Below are 19,183 nucleotides of genomic sequence, written 5' to 3'. Positions count from 1 at the left end.
CTTCCCCTGTGCTCATCCTGCTATCTGCCCGTGCAGAGAATGCCGCAAGCGGGCGTCCGGTGTCGCTGGACGCCCGCTTGCGGGTAGTGCAAACACGCCGCCGCCCAGGCACAAGCCCGGGCGGGGACGCTACATCAGCGCTTCGAGTACTGCGAAGCCTTACGTGCCTTCTTCAGGCCGTACTTCTTACGCTCGACCGCACGCGCGTCACGCGTCAGGAAGCCAGCGGCCTTGAGCACGCCGCGCTCCTCGGCCGAGACCTCGAGCAGCGCACGGGCGATGCCCAGACGCAGCGCGCCGGCCTGGCCGGACGGGCCGCCGCCGTGCAGGCGCACGAACACGTCGAACTGCTCCGCGCGGTCAACGAGGACCAGCGGCGCCTTGATCAGCTGCTGGTGCACCTTGTTGGGGAAGTAATCCTCCATGGTGCGGCCGTTCAGCGTGAACACGCCGGTGCCGGGCATGAGGCGGACGCGAGCGACAGCCTCCTTGCGGCGGCCGACGGTCTGAATCGGGCGATCGAAGACGATCGGCGCGGGGCGGGCCGCTTCCGGCTCCTCCGCTGCGATCTCGAGGGTCTCCTCGACGACCTCGACAGCCTCCACGGCCGCGGCCGCCTCGACGCTCTCGCCGATGGAAACTTCCAAGTTCTCGGTCACGTTCTGCTCTTCCGGCGTGGTCACTGTGCCACCTGCTTGATCTCGAAAGGCACCGGCTGCTGCGCGGTGTGGGGATGGTTCGGGCCTGCGTACACCTTGAGCTTGGACGCCATCGCGTTGCCGAGCTTGGTGTGCGGGAGCATGCCCTTGATCGCGGTCTCAACGAGGCGATCGGCGGTCTTCGCCAGGATCTCGCCTGCGGTGCGCGAGCTCAGGCCGCCGGGGTAGCCGGAGTGGCGGTAGGTGCGCTTGTCCGCCAGCTTGTTGCCGGAGAGGTGAACCTTCTCGGCGTTGATGATGACGACGTAGTCGCCGCCATCCATGTGCGGGGCGTAGGTGGGCTTGTGCTTGCCGCGCAGCAGCGTGGCTGCCTGCACGGCTAGGCGGCCGAGCACCACATCAGTGGCGTCGATGACATACCACTCATGGGTCAGGTCACCGGCCTTCGGGGTGTACGTAGACACAGAGATTCCTCGTCTAAATCAATCGTGCTGCCGGCCAAACGATGTGCGAACTTCTTAACCCCCGGCGGCCGGTTGAGACCCGAGGCCTTCCCCGCGATAGGACCGGCAGAACCGGACTTCGCACGGAAGCACACACCAACGATGCAGCTTACCGATTCCAACGCCCCCTAGTCAAAGCGAAGCCCAGACCGGCCGCCCCAACGCGAAGATGGCGCGGACGCTGGATCCTCCCATCCAGTGTCCGCGCCATCTGTTGCCGAGCGCCCCTGCAGTCGCCGGTCCCTCCAACCCGGCGACAACCGCGCCCGGCCGCCCCCCTCTTTTCTTGCCCCCCCTGTCCCCCACTGTGTTCGGACCACCCCCCCCGGGGTCGCTGCCCGAACTTCCCCCCACAACTACTACGACGCCCCGATCACGCGGACGGTTCCCCTGAGTTCACACTTAGTTTTCGGCAGCTGCGCAGCGGGCCTAGACCAGGCCTGATACTCGCTGCGCGAGCACCACCGCACCGCGCAGAGCACAGTCCCCGTCGACTATCCGCACCTGCGCGGGCGCCTTCCGCCAGAGCTCTGCGGGCAGCTCCCGGACACCGCGCGGCGCGATCACGACCGTGCTCGCCGCCAGCCCCTGCCCCGCGGCTCTGCCCACCAGGCTCCACAGGGCCGCCACGCCGGCGGCGTCGTCGCTGGGCGGGCCGTCATGGACCACGAGCGGCAGGGCCGAGCCCTCCCGCTCAGCGGGCAGCAGCTGGGTGGGGTTGGCCACCACATAGGCCACCGCCCGTTCGCGCTCCTGCTCCGCGACGACAACCTTCCGGAGGTCGGAGTCGGGGAAGTCCGCGAGGGCGCCAGCCAGGATCGCGGTTGACGAGGAGACGAGCTCCACCCGGTGGGCCAGGCCAGCCGCGCCCCGCTCGAGGACGCCGCGCCGCGGCCCGCCCCAGTACTCGGGGACAGTCACCACCAGCAAGTCCGGCGTCGGCGCCCCGCCAACCAGTCCGCCCAGCCCACGCACCGCGTGCTCCAGCAGCGCTCGGAGAAGGTGCTCGACCTCGTACAGCCGCGCGCCCAGCGCCAGGTGTTGATCGTCCACCCAATCCAGCAGGCAGGTCTCGACGCCTGCGGGCGCGGCGTGTCCGCGGCTCAGCGCCGCATCCCCGAACGCGAGGCCCCCTGAGTCGTCGCCGAACACCGCGGCGGGCATTCTGCGGACCGCGCCGTCCCGATAGCCGCGCAGGTCCGCGCGGGTCAGGTCGAGGGCGACGAAGCTCGGGCCGCCTATGGGGCCCTCACCCGGCACAGCAGTCCCCACCCGGGACCAGCCCGGGCCCGGCGCCCCCCGGATCAATCGCGGCGCGCCGGTCCATCGTCCGCAGGTTGCGCTGCGCGAGCTCGGAGTCCGGAGGGTAGTCGACACCTACCAGGCTCAGGCCCTTCGCGGGCGCGACGGAGATCGAGCTGGTCCGCTCGCGCTCAGCCAGTAGGCCGCTCAACCAGCTGACCGGGCGCTTGCCCTGCCCGACGGCCATCGCGGCGCCCACCAGACTGCGCACCATGGACCAGCAGAACGCGTCGGCGCTGACGTGGGCGGTGAGCACGGAGGGGTCGCCGTCGTCTGGGACCCAGTCGAAGCGCTGCAGCTCGCGGACCGTCGTCGCACCCTCGCGGCGGCGGCAGAACGCGGCGAAATCATGGAGTCCCAGCAACGCCTGGGAGCCCGCCCGCATCTTGTTGAGGTCGACCGCCCCGGGGAACGACGCCGTGTCACGGGTCCGCGCCGGCATCGCGCCATAGGCGGCGGTGGCGACGCGGTACGCGTAGTGGCGGCGGTAGGCGGAGAATCGAGCGTCGAAATCAGGGTGCGCCCACGAGATGGCGAGGACCCGGACGTCGAGGGGCAGAAAGCGGGCCATCCGCCGCACGAGCCGGCCGGGGTCCCCGTCGGGCACCGCGTCGATCGGCACGTCGACGTGCGCCGCCTGCGCCGTCGCGTGGACTCCGGCGTCGGTGCGGCCGGCGACCGTCAGGCGCACGGGGGTGCGCAGCACGGTGGAGAAGCCCTCCTCGAGGACCCCGCACACGGTGCGCAGGCCCGGCTGGGTGGCCCAGCCGGAGAAGTCGGTGCCGTCATAGGCAATATCGAGACGCAAGCGAGCGAGCCCGCCATCCCCTTGCGGGGAGACGGGCTCGCTCGACAAATCGTGCGCAGGCGCCAAGGAAGACTAGTCCTTCTTGGCGTCTTCGCCCTCAGCCGCGTCCGCGGCTGTGGCGTTCTCTTCTTCGATGGCGTCGACCACGGCGTCGGCGTTCTCGACCTCGTCGGCGGTGGCCTCGGCCACCACCTCCTCGACCGGGTTGTCCGCCTGCGACGCGGCCACGCGACGTGCGCGGTCCGCCTCGGAGGACACGGTCTGCTCCTGCACCAGCTCGATAACCGCCATCGGGGCGTTATCGCCCTTGCGCGGCACCGTCTTGATGATGCGGAGGTATCCACCGTCACGCTCCGCGAAGTGCGGACCGATCTCGGCGAACAGCTTGTGGACAACGTCCTTGTCGTTCAGGTGCTTCATGACCTCGCGACGGCTGGCCAGCGTGCCAGCCTTAGCGTGCGTGACCAGCTTTTCCGCGTAGGGACGCAGACGCTTGGCCTTCGACTCGGTCGTCTTGATACGACCGTGCTCGAAGAGTGCACTGGCCAGATTGGCCAGAATGGCCTTCTGGTGCGAAGCCGACCCGCCGAGACGGGCACCCTTGGTGGGCTTTGGCATTTGAGTGCTCCTTGTATGGACCCCGAACCGCCGCGCGGACGCTCCGGGTGAAGACTAATTACAGCTGTTCAGTTTCGGCGAAGTCCTGCTCGTCACCGGTGCCGTCGTCGGCGTCGGTGTCGGTCCAGGTGCCGGTCTCGGGGTCATAGCCGGCGATGGAGGCCGGATCGAACCCGGGGGGGCTGTCCTTCAGCGCCAAGCCCAGCGCGGCAAGGGCGACCTTGACCTCGTTGATGGACTTCTGACCGAAGTTGCGAATGTCCAGCAGGTCGGATTCACTCCGGCCAACCAGCTCGCCGACGGTGAACACACCCTCGCGCTTGAAGCAGTTGTACGAGCGCACCGCGAGGTTCAGCTCCTCGATCGGCAGCGAGTACGCGGCAATGTGATCCGCCTCGACGGGGGAGGGCCCGATCTCAATGCCCTCGGCCTCGAAGTTGAGCTCCTGCGCCAAACCGAACAGTTCGACCAGCGTCTTGCCGGCCGAGGCGAGTGCATCACGGGGAACGATCGAGTTCTTCGTCTCGACGTCCAGGATCAGGCGGTCGAAGTCCGTGCGCTGTTCCACACGAGTGGCCTCGACCTTGTAGGTCACCTTGAGCACCGGCGAGTAGATGGAGTCGACCGGGATACGGCCGATCTCCGCGCCAGCGTCCTTGTTCTGAATCGCAGGCACATAGCCACGACCGCGCTCGACGACCAGCTCGATCTCGAGCTTGCCCTTGTCGTTCAGGGTCGCGATGTGCAGATCCGGGTTGTGCACGGCAACGCCACTGGGAGGAACAATGTCCCCCGCGGTGACAACGCCCGGGCCCTGCATGCGGACATACATGGTGACCGGCTCGTCCTCTTCGGAGCTCACGACGAGGCCCTTGAGGTTGAGGATGATCTCGGTGACGTCTTCCTTCACACCGGGGATGGTGGTGAATTCGTGCAGCACGCCGTCAATACGGATGCTGGTCACCGCCGCGCCCGGAATGGACGACAGCAGCGTGCGACGAAGCGAGTTGCCAAGCGTGTACCCGAAACCGGGCTCCAACGGCTCGATGACGAACTTCGAGCGGTCGTCAGCGATGACCTCTTCGGTCAATACGGGTCGCTGCGAGATAAGCATTAGGTGTTCCTCCTGTTTGGACGTCCACTATTTGACGTCCTCGTGATGCCTCCACCGTTCGGCGCCGCCGCACTGGGGCGTCGGCGCCGAACGGTGGACGGGTGCTACTACTTCGAGTAGAACTCGACGATGAGCTGTTCCTGCATCGGAACGTCGATCTGCGAGCGCTCGGGCAGCTGGTGGACCAGCACCCGGAGACGCGAACCGACGACCTGCAGCCAGCTCGGGACCGGGCGGTCGCCCTGGGTCTCGCGAGCGACCTGGAACGGCAGCGTGGTCAGCGACTTCTCCTTGACATCAATGATGTCGTACTGGGAGACGCGGTAGCTGGGGATGTTCACCTTCTGGTTGTTCACCAGGAAGTGCCCGTGGCTAACGAGCTGACGTGCCTGTCGACGCGTGCGGGCCAGGCCCGAACGGTAGACAACGTTGTCGAGACGGCTCTCGAGCAGGATCAGCAGGACTTCACCGGTCTTGCCGGGGCGGCTTGCGGCCTCGGCGTAGTAGCGGCGGAACTGCTTCTCCATGACGCCGTAGGTGAAGCGAGCCTTCTGCTTCTCCTGCAGCTGGAGCAGGTACTCGCTCTCCTTGATCCGCGCGCGGCCGTGCTGGCCGGGCGGATACGGACGACGCTCAAAAGCCTGGTCGCCTCCGACGAGGTCGACGCGCAGACGACGCGACTTGCGGGTAATGGGGCCGGTATAACGTGCCATTGTTTATGCTTTCCTTTCCCGCTAGACCCGACGCCGCTTGGGCGGACGGCAGCCATTGTGCGGCTGGGGGGTGACATCGGAGATGGTGCCGACCTCCAGGCCAGCGGCCTGGAGCGAACGGATCGCGGTCTCACGACCGGAGCCGGGTCCCTTGACGAAGACGTCGACCTTCTTGACGCCGTGCTCCTGCGCCTTGCGGGCAGCGCTCTCGGCGGCGAGCTGGGCGGCGAACGGGGTCGACTTGCGCGAGCCCTTGAAGCCGACATGTCCCGAGGACGCCCAGGCGACGACGTTGCCCTGGGGATCGGTGATCGAGACGATCGTGTTGCTGAACGTGCTCTTGATATGCGCGTGGCCGTGCGGGACGTTCTTCTTTTCCCTGCGACGGGTGGCCTTCTTGGGGCCAGTGCTGCGTGACTTGGGTGGCATTGCTTACCTGGCCTTCTTCTTGCCGGCGATGGTCTTCTTCGGGCCCTTGCGGGTGCGCGCGTTGGTCTTGGTGCGCTGGCCACGCACGGGCAGACCACGGCGGTGCCGCAGGCCCTGGTAGCAGCCAATCTCCATCTTCCGGCGGATGTCGGCCTGCACCTCACGGCGCAGGTCGCCCTCAACCTTCAGGGAGGTCTCAATGTATTCACGGAGCTTGACGATGTCCTCGTCGGTGAGATCCTTGCTACGCAGGTCCGGGCTCACGCCGGTTGCATCGAGGATCTCTTTGGATCGGGTACGCCCGATGCCGTAGATGTAAGTAAGTGCAATCTCCATTCGCTTCTCGCGAGGAAGATCTACACCTGAGAGACGTGCCATGTGGCATTCCTATTCGGTGTGCGGAGGTCTGCTCCCAGCCCGTCCCCCATATGGGGCCCCGGCCTCCGGTCCGGGGGTGCACCACTCGCGTATCGAGTGGATGGCGCTGGGAGGTCTTCTTTGTAAATGCCTATCGCTGGCAAGCCGATCGCGTTAGTGCGGTGGCCGGTGCGCTCTGGTTAACCCTGACGCTGCTTGTGACGCTGGTTCTCGCAGATCACCATGACCCGGCCATGACGCCGAATCACCTTGCACTTCTCGCAGATCTTCTTGACGCTCGGTTGCACCTTCACGTCTGTCTAATCTCCTGAAGTCGCGTCCCCTCCTTGTGGCGCAGCTAGCTGCGCTCAACGGAGTGGAACTGTTTCCCTCGACCGGGATCGGTCGAGGAAGTCTCTACTTGTAGCGGTAGACAATCCGCCCACGTGTGAGGTCGTAGGGCGAAAGTTCCACCACCACGCGGTCCTCGGGCAGAATGCGGATGTAGTGCTGCCGCATTTTGCCACTGATGTGGGCGAGAACCTTGTGTCCGTTTTCCAGCTCAACGCGAAACATTGCGTTGGGCAGTGGCTCGACCACACGTCCCTCGACCTCGATGGCGCCTTCCTTCTTGGCCATGTCCTCCGCGATCCTGGCGTAGGTCCGCGCCCAGACCTCACGGTCCGGGGAGCTGGCACCTGACGCCTACTCGTCTACCTGGTTGGTGGCGCACACTGCTGTGTCTATCGTGTCGGCGAGCGACCGTAGACGGCCTCCAACCGGCGCTCAGTACGCACCAATCGACCAGCATACACCGCATATGGCCAGAGACGAAAACAGTGCTGCAGCTTGCCGGACCGGAGGGGATCGGCTGAGATGGAGTCCCATTCGGACCGCTGGCCGCCATGCCCGACGGCCGGCTTGAGATTGTGGAGTCACCTTGCCCCAACGTTATGGAGATCTTGCCACCTGGACTGGCTCGATCGGCACCGTCGCCGCGTTCGGCATCGGCTTCCTCCAGATACACAAGGAACGTCGCCACCGCCTGGCCAGGGAGCTGGAGGACCGCCACCGCGCCAGACGTGAGCATGTCGACCGGGTCACCGCCTGGTTCACAGGCGGCGAGCTGATCGTGGCCAATGGCTCCGGCCATCCCATCCACGACGTCGACATCATCTACCACTCGGCGCCGCCGGGCCCCTCCCCCACCGCAGAGCCGGTCACCGAGACCCTCCAGGCACCCTTCGTGGTGCCGGGCGAGACGCGGCTGCCCGCCGCCCACGGCGATTCCGCCCAGATCCCCACCGTGCTCTTCACCGACGTCCGCGGGGACCGCTGGCGACGCGAGCCAGGCAAGCCAGCCACCCGGCTCGACACGCAAGCGGTCCCCGGCGTGCAGCGATGAGGGCGGTGCTCCAACGCGTCACCGCCGCGTCCGTGAGCGTGGCCGGCGAGGTGCTGGGAGCCATCTCCCCCGCCCCTGGGCAGGGCCTTGTGGTGCTGGTCGGCGTCACGCACGGCGACGACGCTGCGACGGCCAAGGCACTGGCCGAGAAGGTGTGGCGCCTGCGCATCCTCGACGGCGAGCGCTCTGCCTCGGACTGTGCCGCGCCGTTGTTGGTGATCAGCCAGTTCACGCTGTACGCCAACACGGCCAAGGGCCGGCGCCCATCCTGGAACCAGGCGGCGCCCGGGGCCGTGGCAGAGGCCCTGGTGCAGGCGGTGATCGATCGGCTGCGGGAGCTTGGCGCGCAGGTGGAGACGGGACGCTTTGGCGCGGACATGAGCGTCAGCCTGGTCAACGACGGGCCCGTGACGGTCATCGTGGACGTCTAGCAGCCGCGCCAGGCCCCGGGGACGACGATGCCGTCCCCGGCATGCGGGGGACGGCATCGACGAGCTCAGGTGTGGCTGCTACGGCCGCACGGTCAAGATCCTGGGGCCGTCTGCGGTGACCGCCACGGTGTGCTCCCAATGGGACGCCTTGGTCTTGTCGTCCGTGATGACGGTCCAGCCGTCATCGAGCACGGTTGTCTGGTCCGTGCCCAGCGTGAGCATCGGCTCGATCGCCAGCACTGAGCCGACCACCAGCCGTGGCCCCTTGCCGGGCGCGCCCTCGTTGGATAGGAACGGGTCCATGTGCATCTCGCGGCCGATGCCGTGCCCGCCGTAGCCGTCGACGATGCCGTACGTGCGCTTGTGGCGCTTGCCGGCCGCGAGGGTGCCCAGCTCGATGGCATGTGAGATGTCGGTGAGCCGGCTGCCGTCGAGCATCGCCTCGATGCCGGCAAGCAGAGAAAGCTCTGTCGCCTCGTTCAATTCCTTCTCGGCCGCGGTGATCTCGCCGATCCCGAAGGTCCAGGCGGAGTCGCCGTGCCAGCCATCGAGGATCGCGCCGCAGTCGATCGAGAGCAGGTCGCCCTCCCCCAGCACGTCGGTGGCGGACGGAATGCCATGCACCACGACGTCGTTGATGGACGAGCAGATCGAGCCGGTGAACCCGTGGTAGCCGAGGAACGAGGGCACAGCCGCCGCGTCCCTAATGACGGCCTCGGCGATCGCGTCCAGCTCCAGCGTGCTCACGCCGGGCTTGGCCGCGTCGCGCACCGCTACGAGGGCGGCGCCGACAATCGCGCCGGCGGCCGCCATCGCGTCGAGCTCGCCCGCGGAGCGGAACGGCACGACCTTCTTCTTGATAAAGCCCATGACCTACGCCTCTACTTGCCGAGCGCGGCCAGGGCGCGGGCGTTGACTTCGTCGACCTCGCCGACGGCGTCGACGCTGACCTCGAGGCCCTTGTAGTGGTCCAGCAGCGGCTGGGTCTCCTCGCGGTAGACGCGGAGGCGGTTGCGGATGACGTCTTCCTTGTCATCGTCGCGGCCGCGGGCGAGCATGCGCTCAACCACCACGTCCTCGTCGACCTGGAACTCCAGGACCGCGTCGAGCGCGGCGCCGAGCCGGCCCAGGATCTCCGAGAGCGCCTCGGCCTGGCCGATCGTGCGCGGGAAACCGTCGAGCAGGAAGCCGCCGGCGGCGTCGGCCTCCGACAGGCGCGCCTCGACCATGCGGTTAGTCAGGTCGCTCGGGACCAGGTTGCCGGCGTCGAGGTACTGCTTCGCCTCGATGCCCAGCGGGGTGCCCTGGCCGATGTTGGCGCGGAACAGATCTCCAGTGGAGATGTGCGGAACGCCAAGCTTCTCGGACAGGATCGTGGCCTGCGTGCCTTTGCCAGCTCCGGGCGGGCCAAGCAAAACAATTCTCATCGGAGGAACCCTTCGTAATTTCTCTGCAACAACTGGCTTTCGATCTGCTTCGACGTGTCCAATGCGACAACGACGAGGATCAGGATCGAGGTGCCGCCGAAGGCCATACCGGCCGTGGCAGCGGCGCCAAGGAAGAAGTTGGGCAAGATCGTGATCCCGCCGAGGTACAGCGCGCCCACCAGGGTGATCCGGTTGAGCACGAACTGCAGGTACTTCACTGTGGGGCCACCCGGGCGGATGCCGGGAATGAAGCCGCCGTACTTCTTCATCTCGTCGGCGCGTTCCTCCGGGTTGAAGGTGATCGCGACGTAGAAGTACGTGAAGAACAGGATCAGCAGGAAGTAGATGACGATATAGCCGGTGCTCTGCGGGTTGGCGAAGTACTTGTCGAGGAACGTGTTCCACCAGTGCGGATCGGCGCCATCGCCGCGGGTGAGCTGAGAGATCAATGTCGGCAGGTAGAGCAGCGAGGACGCGAAGATCACGGGGATCACGCCAGCCTGGTTCACCTTCAACGGCAGGTACGTGGACGAGCCGCCGTACATGCGTCGGCCGACCATCCGCTTGGCGTACTGCACCGGGATCCGGCGCTGGCCCTGCTCGATGAAGACCACGCCGACGAGGATCGCGAGCACCGCGAACATCACCAGGGTGAAGCGGAGGCCGCCCTCGTCCAGGATGGCCTTGCCCATGCCGGGCAGGCCCGCGCCGATGCTGATGAAGATCAGGATCGACATGCCGTTGCCGACGCCCTTCTCGGTGATCAGCTCGCCCATCCACATCAGCAGGATGCCGCCGGAGGACATGACCAGCACGATCACCAGGAGCCCGAACATCGACTCGTCCGCGAGAATGGGCTTGTCACAGCCTTGCAGCAGGTTGCCGCTCTTGGCGAGCGCAACGAAGCCGGTGGACTGGAGCAGCGCCAATGCGACGGTGATGTAGCGGGTGTACTGCGTCATCTTCGCCTGGCCCGATTGGCCCTCCTTGCGGAGGTCCTCGAACTTGGGGATGACGACGGTGAGCAGCTGCACGATGATGCTCGCGGTGATGTACGGCATGATGCCGATCGCAAAGACCGAGAGCTGTAGCAGCGCACCACCGGAGAACAGGTTGATCAGGGAGTACACACCTGACGTGTCCGAGTCCAGCACACCTGCGGAGCACTCTTGGATGTTCTTGAAGTTGACGCCGGGGGACGGCATCATCGCGCCCACCCGGTACAGGACGATGAGCGCGAGCGTGAAGAGGATCTTTCGCCGCAGGTCGGGTGTCCTGAAGGCTGATCCGAAGGCCGAAAGCAAGTGTCCTCCTGGATGGGTGCTGAATGGCCCTGTCGCCAGCGGCCGCACTGCTGCCCTGCGGTATGCGCGGACAACGGGTGAAACTGTAACAGTGTCCGCTGCACACAAGAATGTCCACTGTTGAGAATGGCCGTGGACGGAACCCTAACGGTCCCGTCCACGGCCATCTCATGTCATTCACGACAGCCTCGCCGATCGCTCGGCCAGGCGTCGAGAACTACTACTACGGAGAGGAGAACTTAGACGAGCACGGTGATGGTGCCACCGGCTGCCTCGATCTTCTCCTTGGCGGCGCCGGAGAACTTGTTGGCGGTCACATCGACCTTGCCCTTCAGTTCGCCCTGCGCCAGCACCTTGACGAGCTGGTTCTTACGGACGGCGCCGGCGGCGACGAGCTCGTCGACGCCAATGACACCACCCTCCGGGAACAGCCGGCCGATGTCACCAAGGTTGACAACCTGGTATTCGGTGCGGAACCGGTTCTTGAATCCCTTGAGCTTGGGCAGCCGCATGTGCAGCGGCATCTGCCCGCCCTCGAAGGCGGCAGGCACATTCTTACGTGCCTTGGTGCCCTTGGTACCGCGACCCGCGGTCTTGCCGCGCTTGCCGCCTTCACCACGACCGACGCGAATCTTGTCGGACTTGGATCCCGGCGCCGGGCGCAGGTGATGCAGTTTGATGGTCATGGTTAGACCTCCTCAACAGTGACGAGGTGGCGCACCACGTTGATCAGCCCGAGGTTCTCAGGGGTGTCCTCGCGGACAACCGTCTGGCGAATCTTCCTCAAGCCGAGCGTACGCAGGCTTTCCCGCTGGTTGTGCTTGCTACCGATCGAGCTTCGGATCTGGGTTACCTTCAGCTGAGCCATGGTTATGCTCCCTGTCCGGCGCGTGCCCGGAGCATGGCTGCGGGTGCGACGTCCTCGATCGGCAGACCGCGCGCGGCGGCAACCTCTTCGGGACGACGCAGAGCCTTCAGGCCCGCCACAGTGGCATGCACCACGTTGATCGCGTTGTCGCTACCCAGCGACTTCGACAGGATGTCCGCGATGCCGGCGCACTCAAGCACCGCACGAACCGCGCCACCGGCGATAACACCGGTACCGGGGCTCGCCGGACGCAGCATGACCACGCCCGCCGCCGCCTCACCCTGAACGGGGTGCGTGATGGTGGTGCCGATCATCGGAACGCGGAAGAAGCTCTTACGAGCCTCCTCGACACCCTTCTGAATGGCCGCGGGAACTTCCTTGGCCTTGCCGTAGCCGACGCCGACCAATCCGTTGCCGTCGCCCACGATCACCAGCGCGGTGAAGCTGAAGCGACGACCACCCTTGACGACCTTCGAGACGCGGTTGATAGCAACCACGCGCTCGATGAACTGCGACTTCTCAGGCTCGCGACCACGACCGCCATCGCGACCGCCTCGGCCACCGCCACGGTTGTCACGGCCCTGGCCGCCTGCCTGGCCGCCTGCCTGGGGCTCATTGCTTGGGCCATTCGGCCCGGCGGGACCCCGTCCGCCGTCACGACGCTGACGTCCCGGCATCAGACAGTCCTTCCATTTGTGGAGATCATCATCAGAACTTCAACCCGCCTTCGCGAGCTGCGTCGGCGAGCGCCGCAATCCGGCCGTGGTAGTTGTTGCCACCGCGGTCGAACACGACCGTGTCGACACCGGCTGCAAGGGCGCGCGCTGCAATGAGCTCGCCCACCTTGGCACCATGTGCCTTCTTGTCCCCGTCGATTGCACGAACGTCGGCCTCGATGCTGGACGCTGAAGCCAGCGTCCGGCCCGCGAGGTCGTCGATCAGCTGCACGTGGATGTGCCGCGAGGAGCGGTTCACCACGAGACGCGGACGGGCAGGGGTGCCCGAGATCTTCTTGCGAAGACGGAAGTGACGACGGGTGCGGGAGATACGACGCTTGGTCGAGGCATCCTTACCGAGCTGGACGCGCTTTCCCTCTGTGTTTGCTGTCTTTTGGCTCATTTACTTACCCGTCTTTCCGACCTTGCGACGGACCTGCTCGCCTTCGTAGCGGATGCCCTTGCCCTTGTAGGGGTCATGCTTGCGCAACCGCTTGATGTTGGCTCCGACCTGGCCGACCTTCTGCTTGTCGATACCGATGATCGTGAACCGGGTGGGGTTCTCCACAGTGAAGGTGACGCCCTCGGGCGCCTCCATGATGACCGGGTGGCTGTAGCCCAGCGCGAACTCGAGGGTGTTGCCCTTGAGCGCGACGCGGTAGCCGACGCCGTGGATCTCCATCTTGATGGTGTAGCCGGCGGTGACGCCGATAACCATGTTGTCCACCAGTGTGCGCGACAGGCCGTGCAGGGCACGGCTCTCTCGCGCGTCGTTGGCACGGGTGACCTGCAGGGAGCCGTCCTCGGCCTTCTCGACGCCGACGGCGTCGTTCAGGGTGAGGTCCAGGGCGCCCTTGGGGCCCTTGACGGTGATCTGCTGGCCGTTGATGCTGACGTCAACGCCCGATGGGACGCCGACTGGATGCTTTCCAATACGCGACATATCTCGACCCCCTACCAGACGTAGGCGAGGACTTCCCCGCCTACCCGCTGCTGTGCTGCCTGGCGGTCGGTGAGCAGGCCAGTGGACGTGGAGATGATCGCCACGCCGAGGCCGCCGAGAACCTTGGGCAGGTTGGTGGAATTGGCATAAACACGGAGGCCGGGCTTCGACACGCGTCGAAGACCCGCGATGCTGCGCTCACGTGAGGGGCCGAATTTGAGGTCAAGCGTGAGGGACTCGCCGACACGGGCTGCTTCAACCTTGAAGCCGCCGATGTAGCCCTCGCGCTTGAGAATTTCTGCGATCCTGACCTTCAGCTTCGATGAGGGCATCGAAACCGTGTCGTGATACGCAGAGTTTGCGTTACGCAGACGCGTGAGCATGTCTGCGATGGGGTCTGTCATGGTCATTTAGTCGACCTGTGCACCTTTCTCGCAGCGGTTCCCTCTTGCCCGGCTCAAGAGCCAAGCAGCAGGCCTACCGCGAAGTGGTATGGAGGTTTTTACCAGGAGCTCTTGTGAACGCCCGGCAGCTCGCCAGCGTGTGCCATCTCGCGAAGGCAGATGCGGCAAAGTCCGAATTTGCGGTAGACCGAGTGCGGGCGGCCGCACTTGTTGCACCGCGTGTATCCGCGAACCGCGAATTTAGGCTTGCGGTTGGCCTTGTTGATCAGGGCCTTCTTAGCCATGGTCAGTTCTCCTTGAACGGGAAGCCGAGCTGCTTGAGCAGCTCGCGGCCCTCGACGTTGTTGGTGGCCGTCGTGACAACCGTGATGTCCATGCCGCGGGGGCGGTCGATCGAATCAATATCGATCTCGTGGAACATCGACTGCTCGTTCAGGCCGAACGTGTAGTTGCCGTTGCCGTCGAACTGAGTGCCCGACAGGCCACGGAAGTCGCGGATACGGGGCAGCGCGATCGACAGCAGTCGATCGAGGAACTCCCACATCCGGTCGCCGCGCAGGGTGACCCGCGCGCCAATGGGCATGCCCTCGCGCAGCTTGAACTGTGCGATGGACTTGCGCGCCAGCCGGATCTCGGGCTTCTGGCCCGTGATCAGCGACAGGTCGCGCACGGCGCCGTTGATCAGCTTCGCGTCACGGGCGGCGTCGCCGACACCCATGTTGACGACGATCTTGACGAGGCCGGGAATCTGCATGACGTTCTCGTACGCGAACTTCTCGTTCATCGCGTCGCGAACCTCTGCGCGGTACCGGAGCTTGAGCCGCGGCTGGATCTTGTTCTCAGTCGTAGTCATCTCAGATGTCCTTCCCGCTGCGACGGGAGATTCGCACGCGCTTGCCGTTGTCACCGGTGCGGTAACCGACACGGGTGGGATTCCCCTCGGAGTCGACAACCATCACGTTGGAGACCTGGATGGGCGCCTCCTGGGTGACAATGCCGCCAACCTGCGCGCCGGCCTGGTTCGCCGAGACTGCAGTGTGCTTCTTGATGCGGTTAACGCCCTCGACCAGGACCTTGCCCGTTTCAGGCATGGCCTTGATGACCTTGCCCTTCGCGCCCTTGTCCTTGCCCGAGATGATGATGACCGTATCGCCCTTATGCACCTTCATTACAGCACCTCCGGCGCAAGCGAGATGATCTTCATGTACTTCTTGTCACGCAGCTCGCGGCCAACCGGGCCGAAGATGCGGGTTCCACGGGGATCATTGTCCGGCTTGATCAGCACCGCGGCGTTCTCGTCAAAACGGATGTACGAGCCATCCGGACGGCGACGCTCCTTCGCGGTGCGGACGATAACAGCCTTGACAAGCTCGCCCTTCTTGATGTTTCCACCGGGGATGGCGTCCTTCACCGTTGCAACGATGACATCGCCAATCCCGGCATAGCGACGGCCCGAGCCACCGAGCACGCGGATGCACAAGATTTCCTTGGCACCCGTGTTGTCGGCGACGCGAACTCGCGACTCCTGCTGGATCACTGAATTCTCCTTGACCTGGACTCTAAATATGTGCCGGATTTCCGTCCCGACACACGCGGTCTCGCGCGCCTAGGGCGAAAATCGCCTAAGGCAACCCCCCTAGTGTAGGGAACCCCTTAGCAGATACCAAATCGGGGTTCCAAGCGCCGCGGGCTCAGTCACGCGGCGCTACACCGGGCCGGGCGCTGAGGTTGTTGCCTGACGATCCTCGAGCGTGTAGATAAACGTGCCGATTTTCGTAAAAACCCGCACGTTTGTCTACGCGCTCGCCGTCGCGAGGGCTGTGCCGTGCGCAAAATGGCGTAGGCGGCCCACACCCGAGGGTGCGGACCGCCTATGTCAGTAAAACTGTTCTTACTTGGCCTTCTCCAGGATCTCAACCAGGCGCCAGCGCTTGGTCGCCGACAGGGGTCGGGTCTCCATGAGCTGGACCAGGTCGCCGACGCCGGCGAGAGAGTTCTCGTCGTGCGCCTTCACCTTGGTGGTGCGTCGGATGATCTTGCCGTACAGAGGATGCTTGACGCGATCCTCGAGCTCGACGACGATCGTCTTCTCCATCTTGTCGGAGACGACGTAACCGGTGCGCAGCTTGCGCTTTGCCCGATCCTCGGCTCCGGTCTCGTTCTTCGTGCTCACAGTCTTGTCCTCACTCATGCGGCGCCATCCTCATCGGGACCGACCGCCAGGCCGAGCTCGCGCTCGCGCATCACGGTGTAGATCTTGGCGATGTTGCGCCGGACCGTCCGCAGTCGACGGTTGTTGTCCAACTGGCCGGTAGCCATCTGGAAACGAAGGTTGAAAAGCTCTTCCTTCGCCTCACGAAGACCGGTGACCAACTCTTCCTCGGTGAGCTCACGGAGCTCGGAGGCTTGCGTTCCGGTTGCCATCAGAACTGCCCCTCCCTTGTTACGATACGAGTCTTGCAGGGGAGCTTGTGCTGCGCGCGGCGCAGGGCCTCGCGAGCAGTCTCTTCGTTCGGGTAGCTCATCTCGAACATGATCCGACCCGGCTTGACATTCGCGATCCACCACTCGGGAGAACCCTTACCGGAACCCATGCGGGTCTCGGCAGGCTTCTTGGTGAGGGGACGGTCCGGGAAGATGTTGATCCAGATCTTGCCGCCACGCTTGATGTGGCGGGTCATGGCAATACGAGCTGCCTCGATCTGCCGGTTGGTGATGTAGGCGGGCTCGAGAGCCTGAATGCCGTAGTCACCGAACGAGACCTGGTTGCCACCCTTGGACATGCCACTGCGGCTGGGGTGGTGCTGCTTGCGGTGCTTGACGCGGCGAGGCATCAACATCGTCAGCCCTCCTGATTCTTAGCCACGGGCGCTTCCGCCGGCGCTGCGGCGCCGGCGACAGCCGGACGACGCGTGCGGGTCGGTCGCTCTTGACGACGCGGGCGATCGCGATCCGCGGCGGCAGCAGCTGCTGCGTTCGCGGCGATCTCCTTGCGCCCACCGACGACGTCACCCTTGTAAATCCAGACCTTCACACCGATGCGGCCGAAGGTGGTCTTCGCCTCGAAGAACCCGTAGTCGATGTCCGCACGCAAGGTGTGCAGCGGGACACGGCCTTCGCGGTAGAACTCCGAGCGGGACATCTCGGCGCCGCCGAGACGACCGGAGCACTGCACGCGAATGCCCTGGACCGAAGGCTGACGCATGGCCGACTGAATGGCCTTACGCATGGCGCGACGGAATGCGACACGGTTCGAGAGCTGCTCGGCAACGCCCTGCGCGACCAGCTGAGCGTCAGCCTCGGGGTTCTTGACCTCGAGGATGTTCAGCTGGACCTGCTTGGCGGTGAGCTTCTCCAGCTTGCCGCGGATGCGGTCGGCCTCGGTGCCGCGGCGACCGATGACGATGCCCGGGCGAGCGGTGAAGATGTCGACGCGAACCCGATCACGGGTGCGCTCGATCTCCACCTTGGAGATGCCGGCCCGCTCCATGCCAGTGGCGAGGAGCTTGCGGATCGCGACGTCTTCCTTCACGTACTCCGCATACTGCTTGTCCGCGAACCAGCGCGAGCGCCAGTCGGTCGTGATGCCGAGGCGGAAGCCGTGCGGGTTAATTTTCTGGCCCACTACTGAGCTCCCTTCCGACGGCCACGTGCGTTGCCCTCGCTGGGCACCGACTGGACCTCGATGGTGATGTGGCTGGTGCGCTTGCGAATGCGGAACGCACGACCCTGTGCACGCGGCTGGAACCGCTTCATGGTCGGGCCCTCATCGACGTAGGCAGCCGTCACGACGAGCGTGCGGGCGTCCAGATCGTGGTTGTTGGTCGCGTTGGCTGCGGCGCTGGCCACAACCTTCCCGACGGGCTCGCTGGCAGCCTGCGGTGCGAACCGCAGGATGTTCAGCGCGTCCTCAACGCTCCGACCGCGGACCAGGTCCACGACGCGGCGCGCCTTCATTGGCGTCACTCGCACAAACCGAGCGGTCGCCTTTACCGTCTGCGAAGAAGTCGCAGCACTTGTCTGATTACTCATCGACGCTTATTCTTCCGGTCGTCCTTGATGTGGCCCTTGAACGTCCTAGTCGGCGCGAACTCGCCGAGCTTATGACCAACCATGTTGTCCGAGACGAAGACCGGGATGTGCTTGCGTCCGTCGTGGACGGCAAACGTGTGACCGATGAAGTCAGGGATAATGGTTGAGCGGCGGGACCAGGTCTTGATGACCTGCTTGGTCCCCTTCTCGTTCTGGCGATCAACCTTCGCGAGGAGGTGATCATCGACGAACGGGCCCTTCTTAAGGCTGCGTGGCATCCTTCACTCCCTCCTAGCGCTTGTTCTTGCCGGTGCGGCGACGGCGGACAATCATGCTGTCGCTCGCCTTCTTGGGCTTGCGGGTGCGGCCCTCGAGCTGACCCCACGGGCTGACCGGGTGGCGACCACCGGAGGTCTTGCCCTCGCCACCACCATGCGGGTGGTCGACGGGGTTCATCACGACACCGCGGACGCTGGGACGCTTGCCCTTCCAGCGCATACGGCCGGCCTTGCCCCAGTTGATGTTCGACTGCTCGGCGTTGCCGACCTCGCCGATGGATGCGCGGCAGCGCACATCGACGCGGCGGATCTCGCCGGAGGGCATACGCAGTGTGGCGTGCGCGCCTTCCTTGCCCAGCAGCTGAATGCTGGTGCCAGCCGAACGCGCCATCTTGGCGCCGCCACCGGGACGCAGCTCCACCGCATGCACGACGGTGCCCGCGGGGATGTTGCGCAGCGGCAGGTTGTTGCCGGGCTTGATGTCAGCGCCGACGCCGGACTCGACCTTGTCGCCCTGCTTCAGGTTCTTGGGGGCGATGATGTAGCGCTTCTCGCCGTCCAAGTAGTGCAGCAGTGCGATCCGCGAGGTGCGGTTCGGGTCGTACTCGATGTGCGCAACCTTGGCCGGCACACCGTCCTTGTCGTTGCGACGGAAATCGATCAGGCGGTAGGCACGCTTGTGCCCGCCACCCTGGTGACGGGTGGTGATGCGGCCATGCGCATTTCGACCACCCTTGCTGTGGAGCGGACGAACCAGGGACTTCTCGGGGGTGGAGCGCGTGATCTCAGCGAAATCAGCGACGCTCGCGCCACGACGGCCCGGGGTTGTCGGCTTATACTTGCGGATTGCCATGAGTCTTCTCGTCCTTACC

General features: G+C 65.3%; 33 protein-coding genes. 2 read left to right on the top strand and 31 right to left on the bottom strand.

Going from position 1 to position 19,183, the window contains the following annotated elements; all coding sequences use genetic code 11:
* Positions 1–134 precede the first annotated feature (134 nt).
* The 11 genes from rpsI to infA form a co-directional block, all read right to left on the bottom strand.
* The gene (gene rpsI / locus TBIF_RS18465; RefSeq protein WP_038171811.1) at positions 135–683 is read right to left on the bottom strand and encodes a 30S ribosomal protein S9; all 549 of its coding nucleotides are present in this window, start codon (positions 681–683) and stop codon (positions 135–137) included.
* Complete coding sequence (gene rplM, locus TBIF_RS18460) at positions 680–1,123, bottom strand: 50S ribosomal protein L13 (RefSeq protein WP_024796231.1); 444 nt, start codon at positions 1,121–1,123, stop codon at positions 680–682. Before rplM ends, rpsI begins: the two co-directional genes overlap by 4 nt.
* Before the next feature lie 468 nt (positions 1,124–1,591).
* A complete protein-coding gene (locus TBIF_RS18455) occupies positions 1,592–2,422 on the bottom strand; it encodes a hypothetical protein (RefSeq protein ID WP_038171809.1) in 831 nt (276 codons plus the stop codon).
* Entirely contained in the window at positions 2,412–3,272 is an 861-nt protein-coding gene (truA, locus tag TBIF_RS18450) for a tRNA pseudouridine(38-40) synthase TruA (RefSeq protein WP_024796229.1), read from the bottom strand. The genes TBIF_RS18455 and truA overlap by 11 nt, the downstream gene beginning before the upstream one ends.
* A gap of 72 nt (positions 3,273–3,344) precedes the next feature.
* Positions 3,345–3,890, bottom strand: a complete 546-nt coding sequence (rplQ, locus tag TBIF_RS18445; protein WP_024796228.1) for a 50S ribosomal protein L17 — start codon at positions 3,888–3,890, stop codon at positions 3,345–3,347.
* Between the two features lie 58 nt (positions 3,891–3,948).
* Complete coding sequence (locus TBIF_RS18440) at positions 3,949–5,004, bottom strand: DNA-directed RNA polymerase subunit alpha (protein ID WP_024796227.1); 1,056 nt, start codon at positions 5,002–5,004, stop codon at positions 3,949–3,951.
* A gap of 107 nt (positions 5,005–5,111) precedes the next feature.
* Positions 5,112–5,717: a 30S ribosomal protein S4 gene (gene rpsD / locus TBIF_RS18435; protein WP_024796226.1), complete on the bottom strand. Its 606-nt coding sequence runs from the start codon at positions 5,715–5,717 to the stop codon at positions 5,112–5,114.
* A gap of 21 nt (positions 5,718–5,738) precedes the next feature.
* A complete protein-coding gene (rpsK, locus tag TBIF_RS18430; protein WP_024796225.1) occupies positions 5,739–6,146 on the bottom strand; it encodes a 30S ribosomal protein S11 in 408 nt (135 codons plus the stop codon).
* Between the two features lie 3 nt (positions 6,147–6,149).
* Positions 6,150–6,524, bottom strand: coding sequence for a 30S ribosomal protein S13 (rpsM, locus tag TBIF_RS18425; protein WP_024796224.1), 375 nt, complete (start codon positions 6,522–6,524; stop codon positions 6,150–6,152).
* Between the two features lie 179 nt (positions 6,525–6,703).
* Entirely contained in the window at positions 6,704–6,817 is a 114-nt protein-coding gene (gene rpmJ / locus TBIF_RS18420) for a 50S ribosomal protein L36 (RefSeq protein WP_024796223.1), read from the bottom strand.
* Between the two features lie 103 nt (positions 6,818–6,920).
* Positions 6,921–7,142: a translation initiation factor IF-1 gene (gene infA, locus TBIF_RS18415; RefSeq protein ID WP_024796222.1), complete on the bottom strand. Its 222-nt coding sequence runs from the start codon at positions 7,140–7,142 to the stop codon at positions 6,921–6,923.
* 301 nt (positions 7,143–7,443) lie between these two features.
* On the opposite strand from infA, the gene TBIF_RS18410 reads away from it, so the two are divergent.
* Both TBIF_RS18410 and dtd read left to right on the top strand, forming a co-directional pair.
* Entirely contained in the window at positions 7,444–7,908 is a 465-nt protein-coding gene (locus tag TBIF_RS18410; protein WP_024796221.1) for a hypothetical protein, read from the top strand.
* Positions 7,905–8,339, top strand: a complete 435-nt coding sequence (gene dtd / locus TBIF_RS18405) for a D-aminoacyl-tRNA deacylase (protein WP_024796220.1) — start codon at positions 7,905–7,907, stop codon at positions 8,337–8,339. The genes TBIF_RS18410 and dtd overlap by 4 nt, the downstream gene beginning before the upstream one ends.
* 78 nt (positions 8,340–8,417) lie before the next feature.
* Here dtd and map read toward each other — a convergent pair whose 3' ends face one another.
* From map to rplB, 20 genes are all read right to left on the bottom strand, one after another.
* Complete coding sequence (gene map, locus TBIF_RS18400; protein WP_024796219.1) at positions 8,418–9,209, bottom strand: type I methionyl aminopeptidase; 792 nt, start codon at positions 9,207–9,209, stop codon at positions 8,418–8,420.
* An 11-nt stretch (positions 9,210–9,220) separates the two neighbouring features.
* A complete protein-coding gene (locus TBIF_RS18395; RefSeq protein ID WP_024796218.1) occupies positions 9,221–9,766 on the bottom strand; it encodes an adenylate kinase in 546 nt (181 codons plus the stop codon).
* Positions 9,763–11,070, bottom strand: coding sequence for a preprotein translocase subunit SecY (gene secY, locus TBIF_RS18390; RefSeq protein ID WP_024796217.1), 1,308 nt, complete (start codon positions 11,068–11,070; stop codon positions 9,763–9,765). Before secY ends, TBIF_RS18395 begins: the two co-directional genes overlap by 4 nt.
* Positions 11,071–11,309: 239 nt before the next feature.
* Positions 11,310–11,756 (bottom strand): 50S ribosomal protein L15, encoded by a 447-nt coding sequence (gene rplO, locus TBIF_RS18385; RefSeq protein WP_024796216.1) that lies wholly within the window; start codon positions 11,754–11,756, stop codon positions 11,310–11,312.
* Positions 11,757–11,758: 2 nt separating this feature from the next.
* Entirely contained in the window at positions 11,759–11,938 is a 180-nt protein-coding gene (gene rpmD / locus TBIF_RS18380) for a 50S ribosomal protein L30 (protein WP_024796215.1), read from the bottom strand.
* Between the two features lie 2 nt (positions 11,939–11,940).
* Positions 11,941–12,615: a 30S ribosomal protein S5 gene (gene rpsE, locus TBIF_RS18375; RefSeq protein ID WP_024796214.1), complete on the bottom strand. Its 675-nt coding sequence runs from the start codon at positions 12,613–12,615 to the stop codon at positions 11,941–11,943.
* Between the two features lie 31 nt (positions 12,616–12,646).
* On the bottom strand, positions 12,647–13,057 hold the full coding sequence (gene rplR, locus TBIF_RS18370; RefSeq protein ID WP_024796213.1) for a 50S ribosomal protein L18: 411 nt from the start codon (positions 13,055–13,057) through the stop codon (positions 12,647–12,649).
* Positions 13,058–13,597 (bottom strand): 50S ribosomal protein L6, encoded by a 540-nt coding sequence (rplF, locus tag TBIF_RS18365; RefSeq protein ID WP_024796212.1) that lies wholly within the window; start codon positions 13,595–13,597, stop codon positions 13,058–13,060. It abuts the gene before it with no gap.
* Positions 13,598–13,608: 11 nt separating this feature from the next.
* Positions 13,609–14,007: a 30S ribosomal protein S8 gene (rpsH, locus tag TBIF_RS18360; RefSeq protein WP_024796211.1), complete on the bottom strand. Its 399-nt coding sequence runs from the start codon at positions 14,005–14,007 to the stop codon at positions 13,609–13,611.
* A gap of 92 nt (positions 14,008–14,099) precedes the next feature.
* Positions 14,100–14,285: a type Z 30S ribosomal protein S14 gene (locus TBIF_RS18355; protein ID WP_024796210.1), complete on the bottom strand. Its 186-nt coding sequence runs from the start codon at positions 14,283–14,285 to the stop codon at positions 14,100–14,102.
* Positions 14,286–14,287: 2 nt separating this feature from the next.
* Complete coding sequence (gene rplE / locus TBIF_RS18350) at positions 14,288–14,854, bottom strand: 50S ribosomal protein L5 (RefSeq protein WP_024796209.1); 567 nt, start codon at positions 14,852–14,854, stop codon at positions 14,288–14,290.
* A 1-nt stretch (position 14,855) separates the two neighbouring features.
* Positions 14,856–15,170 carry a 50S ribosomal protein L24 gene (rplX, locus tag TBIF_RS18345; RefSeq protein ID WP_024796208.1) on the bottom strand — a complete coding sequence of 105 codons (315 nt, stop codon included), beginning with the start codon at positions 15,168–15,170 and terminating at the stop codon, positions 14,856–14,858.
* Positions 15,170–15,538 carry a 50S ribosomal protein L14 gene (rplN, locus tag TBIF_RS18340; protein ID WP_024796207.1) on the bottom strand — a complete coding sequence of 123 codons (369 nt, stop codon included), beginning with the start codon at positions 15,536–15,538 and terminating at the stop codon, positions 15,170–15,172. Before rplN ends, rplX begins: the two co-directional genes overlap by 1 nt.
* A 354-nt stretch (positions 15,539–15,892) precedes the next feature.
* Complete coding sequence (gene rpsQ, locus TBIF_RS18335; RefSeq protein WP_024796206.1) at positions 15,893–16,192, bottom strand: 30S ribosomal protein S17; 300 nt, start codon at positions 16,190–16,192, stop codon at positions 15,893–15,895.
* Entirely contained in the window at positions 16,189–16,425 is a 237-nt protein-coding gene (gene rpmC, locus TBIF_RS18330; RefSeq protein ID WP_024796205.1) for a 50S ribosomal protein L29, read from the bottom strand. The genes rpsQ and rpmC overlap by 4 nt, the downstream gene beginning before the upstream one ends.
* A complete protein-coding gene (gene rplP / locus TBIF_RS18325) occupies positions 16,425–16,841 on the bottom strand; it encodes a 50S ribosomal protein L16 (RefSeq protein ID WP_024796204.1) in 417 nt (138 codons plus the stop codon). Before rplP ends, rpmC begins: the two co-directional genes overlap by 1 nt.
* Positions 16,842–16,843: 2 nt before the next feature.
* Complete coding sequence (gene rpsC, locus TBIF_RS18320; RefSeq protein WP_024796203.1) at positions 16,844–17,626, bottom strand: 30S ribosomal protein S3; 783 nt, start codon at positions 17,624–17,626, stop codon at positions 16,844–16,846.
* Positions 17,626–18,033: a 50S ribosomal protein L22 gene (rplV, locus tag TBIF_RS18315; protein WP_024796202.1), complete on the bottom strand. Its 408-nt coding sequence runs from the start codon at positions 18,031–18,033 to the stop codon at positions 17,626–17,628. Before rplV ends, rpsC begins: the two co-directional genes overlap by 1 nt.
* Positions 18,030–18,311, bottom strand: a complete 282-nt coding sequence (gene rpsS / locus TBIF_RS18310) for a 30S ribosomal protein S19 (RefSeq protein WP_024796201.1) — start codon at positions 18,309–18,311, stop codon at positions 18,030–18,032. Before rpsS ends, rplV begins: the two co-directional genes overlap by 4 nt.
* A 13-nt stretch (positions 18,312–18,324) precedes the next feature.
* On the bottom strand, positions 18,325–19,164 hold the full coding sequence (rplB, locus tag TBIF_RS18305) for a 50S ribosomal protein L2 (protein ID WP_024796200.1): 840 nt from the start codon (positions 19,162–19,164) through the stop codon (positions 18,325–18,327).
* Between the last annotated feature and the right edge of the window lie 19 nt (positions 19,165–19,183).

The organism is Tomitella biformata AHU 1821 (assembly GCF_000524475.1).
GTDB classification, from domain to species: domain Bacteria; phylum Actinomycetota; class Actinomycetes; order Mycobacteriales; family Mycobacteriaceae; genus Tomitella; species Tomitella biformata.
The sequence above is the reverse complement of the archived record's forward strand: the minus strand, read 5'-3'. Positions and strand labels throughout refer to the sequence as shown.

Bases quoted from the DNA above. Each gene is read 5' to 3' on its own strand.
- rplB (WP_024796200.1), bottom strand. From the start codon at position 19,164: ATGGCAATCCGCAAGTATAAGCCGACAACCCCGGGCCGTCGTGGCGCG.
- rplX (WP_024796208.1), bottom strand. From the start codon at position 15,170: ATGAAGGTGCATAAGGGCGATACGGTCATCATCATCTCGGGCAAGGAC.
- rpsQ (WP_024796206.1), bottom strand. From the start codon at position 16,192: ATGAGTGAGGACAAGACTGTGAGCACGAAGAACGAGACCGGAGCCGAG.
- TBIF_RS18355 (WP_024796210.1), bottom strand. From the start codon at position 14,285: ATGGCTAAGAAGGCCCTGATCAACAAGGCCAACCGCAAGCCTAAATTC.
- rpsK (WP_024796225.1), bottom strand. From the start codon at position 6,146: ATGCCACCCAAGTCACGCAGCACTGGCCCCAAGAAGGCCACCCGTCGC.
- dtd (WP_024796220.1), top strand. From the start codon at position 7,905: ATGAGGGCGGTGCTCCAACGCGTCACCGCCGCGTCCGTGAGCGTGGCC.
- rpsS (WP_024796201.1), bottom strand. From the start codon at position 18,311: ATGCCACGCAGCCTTAAGAAGGGCCCGTTCGTCGATGATCACCTCCTC.
- TBIF_RS18440 (WP_024796227.1), bottom strand. From the start codon at position 5,004: ATGCTTATCTCGCAGCGACCCGTATTGACCGAAGAGGTCATCGCTGAC.
- map (WP_024796219.1), bottom strand. From the start codon at position 9,209: ATGGGCTTTATCAAGAAGAAGGTCGTGCCGTTCCGCTCCGCGGGCGAG.
- rplV (WP_024796202.1), bottom strand. From the start codon at position 18,033: ATGAGTAATCAGACAAGTGCTGCGACTTCTTCGCAGACGGTAAAGGCG.
- rplE (WP_024796209.1), bottom strand. From the start codon at position 14,854: ATGACTACGACTGAGAACAAGATCCAGCCGCGGCTCAAGCTCCGGTAC.
- infA (WP_024796222.1), bottom strand. From the start codon at position 7,142: ATGGCCAAGAAGGAAGGCGCCATCGAGGTCGAGGGACGTGTGGTCGAG.
- rplF (WP_024796212.1), bottom strand. From the start codon at position 13,597: ATGTCGCGTATTGGAAAGCATCCAGTCGGCGTCCCATCGGGCGTTGAC.
- TBIF_RS18395 (WP_024796218.1), bottom strand. From the start codon at position 9,766: ATGAGAATTGTTTTGCTTGGCCCGCCCGGAGCTGGCAAAGGCACGCAG.
- rpsE (WP_024796214.1), bottom strand. From the start codon at position 12,615: ATGCCGGGACGTCAGCGTCGTGACGGCGGACGGGGTCCCGCCGGGCCG.
- rpsM (WP_024796224.1), bottom strand. From the start codon at position 6,524: ATGGCACGTCTCTCAGGTGTAGATCTTCCTCGCGAGAAGCGAATGGAG.
- rplR (WP_024796213.1), bottom strand. From the start codon at position 13,057: ATGAGCCAAAAGACAGCAAACACAGAGGGAAAGCGCGTCCAGCTCGGT.
- rpmD (WP_024796215.1), bottom strand. From the start codon at position 11,938: ATGGCTCAGCTGAAGGTAACCCAGATCCGAAGCTCGATCGGTAGCAAG.
- rpsH (WP_024796211.1), bottom strand. From the start codon at position 14,007: ATGACCATGACAGACCCCATCGCAGACATGCTCACGCGTCTGCGTAAC.
- rpsD (WP_024796226.1), bottom strand. From the start codon at position 5,717: ATGGCACGTTATACCGGCCCCATTACCCGCAAGTCGCGTCGTCTGCGC.
- rplP (WP_024796204.1), bottom strand. From the start codon at position 16,841: ATGTTGATGCCTCGCCGCGTCAAGCACCGCAAGCAGCACCACCCCAGC.
- rpmC (WP_024796205.1), bottom strand. From the start codon at position 16,425: ATGGCAACCGGAACGCAAGCCTCCGAGCTCCGTGAGCTCACCGAGGAA.
- rplO (WP_024796216.1), bottom strand. From the start codon at position 11,756: ATGACCATCAAACTGCATCACCTGCGCCCGGCGCCGGGATCCAAGTCC.
- rplQ (WP_024796228.1), bottom strand. From the start codon at position 3,890: ATGCCAAAGCCCACCAAGGGTGCCCGTCTCGGCGGGTCGGCTTCGCAC.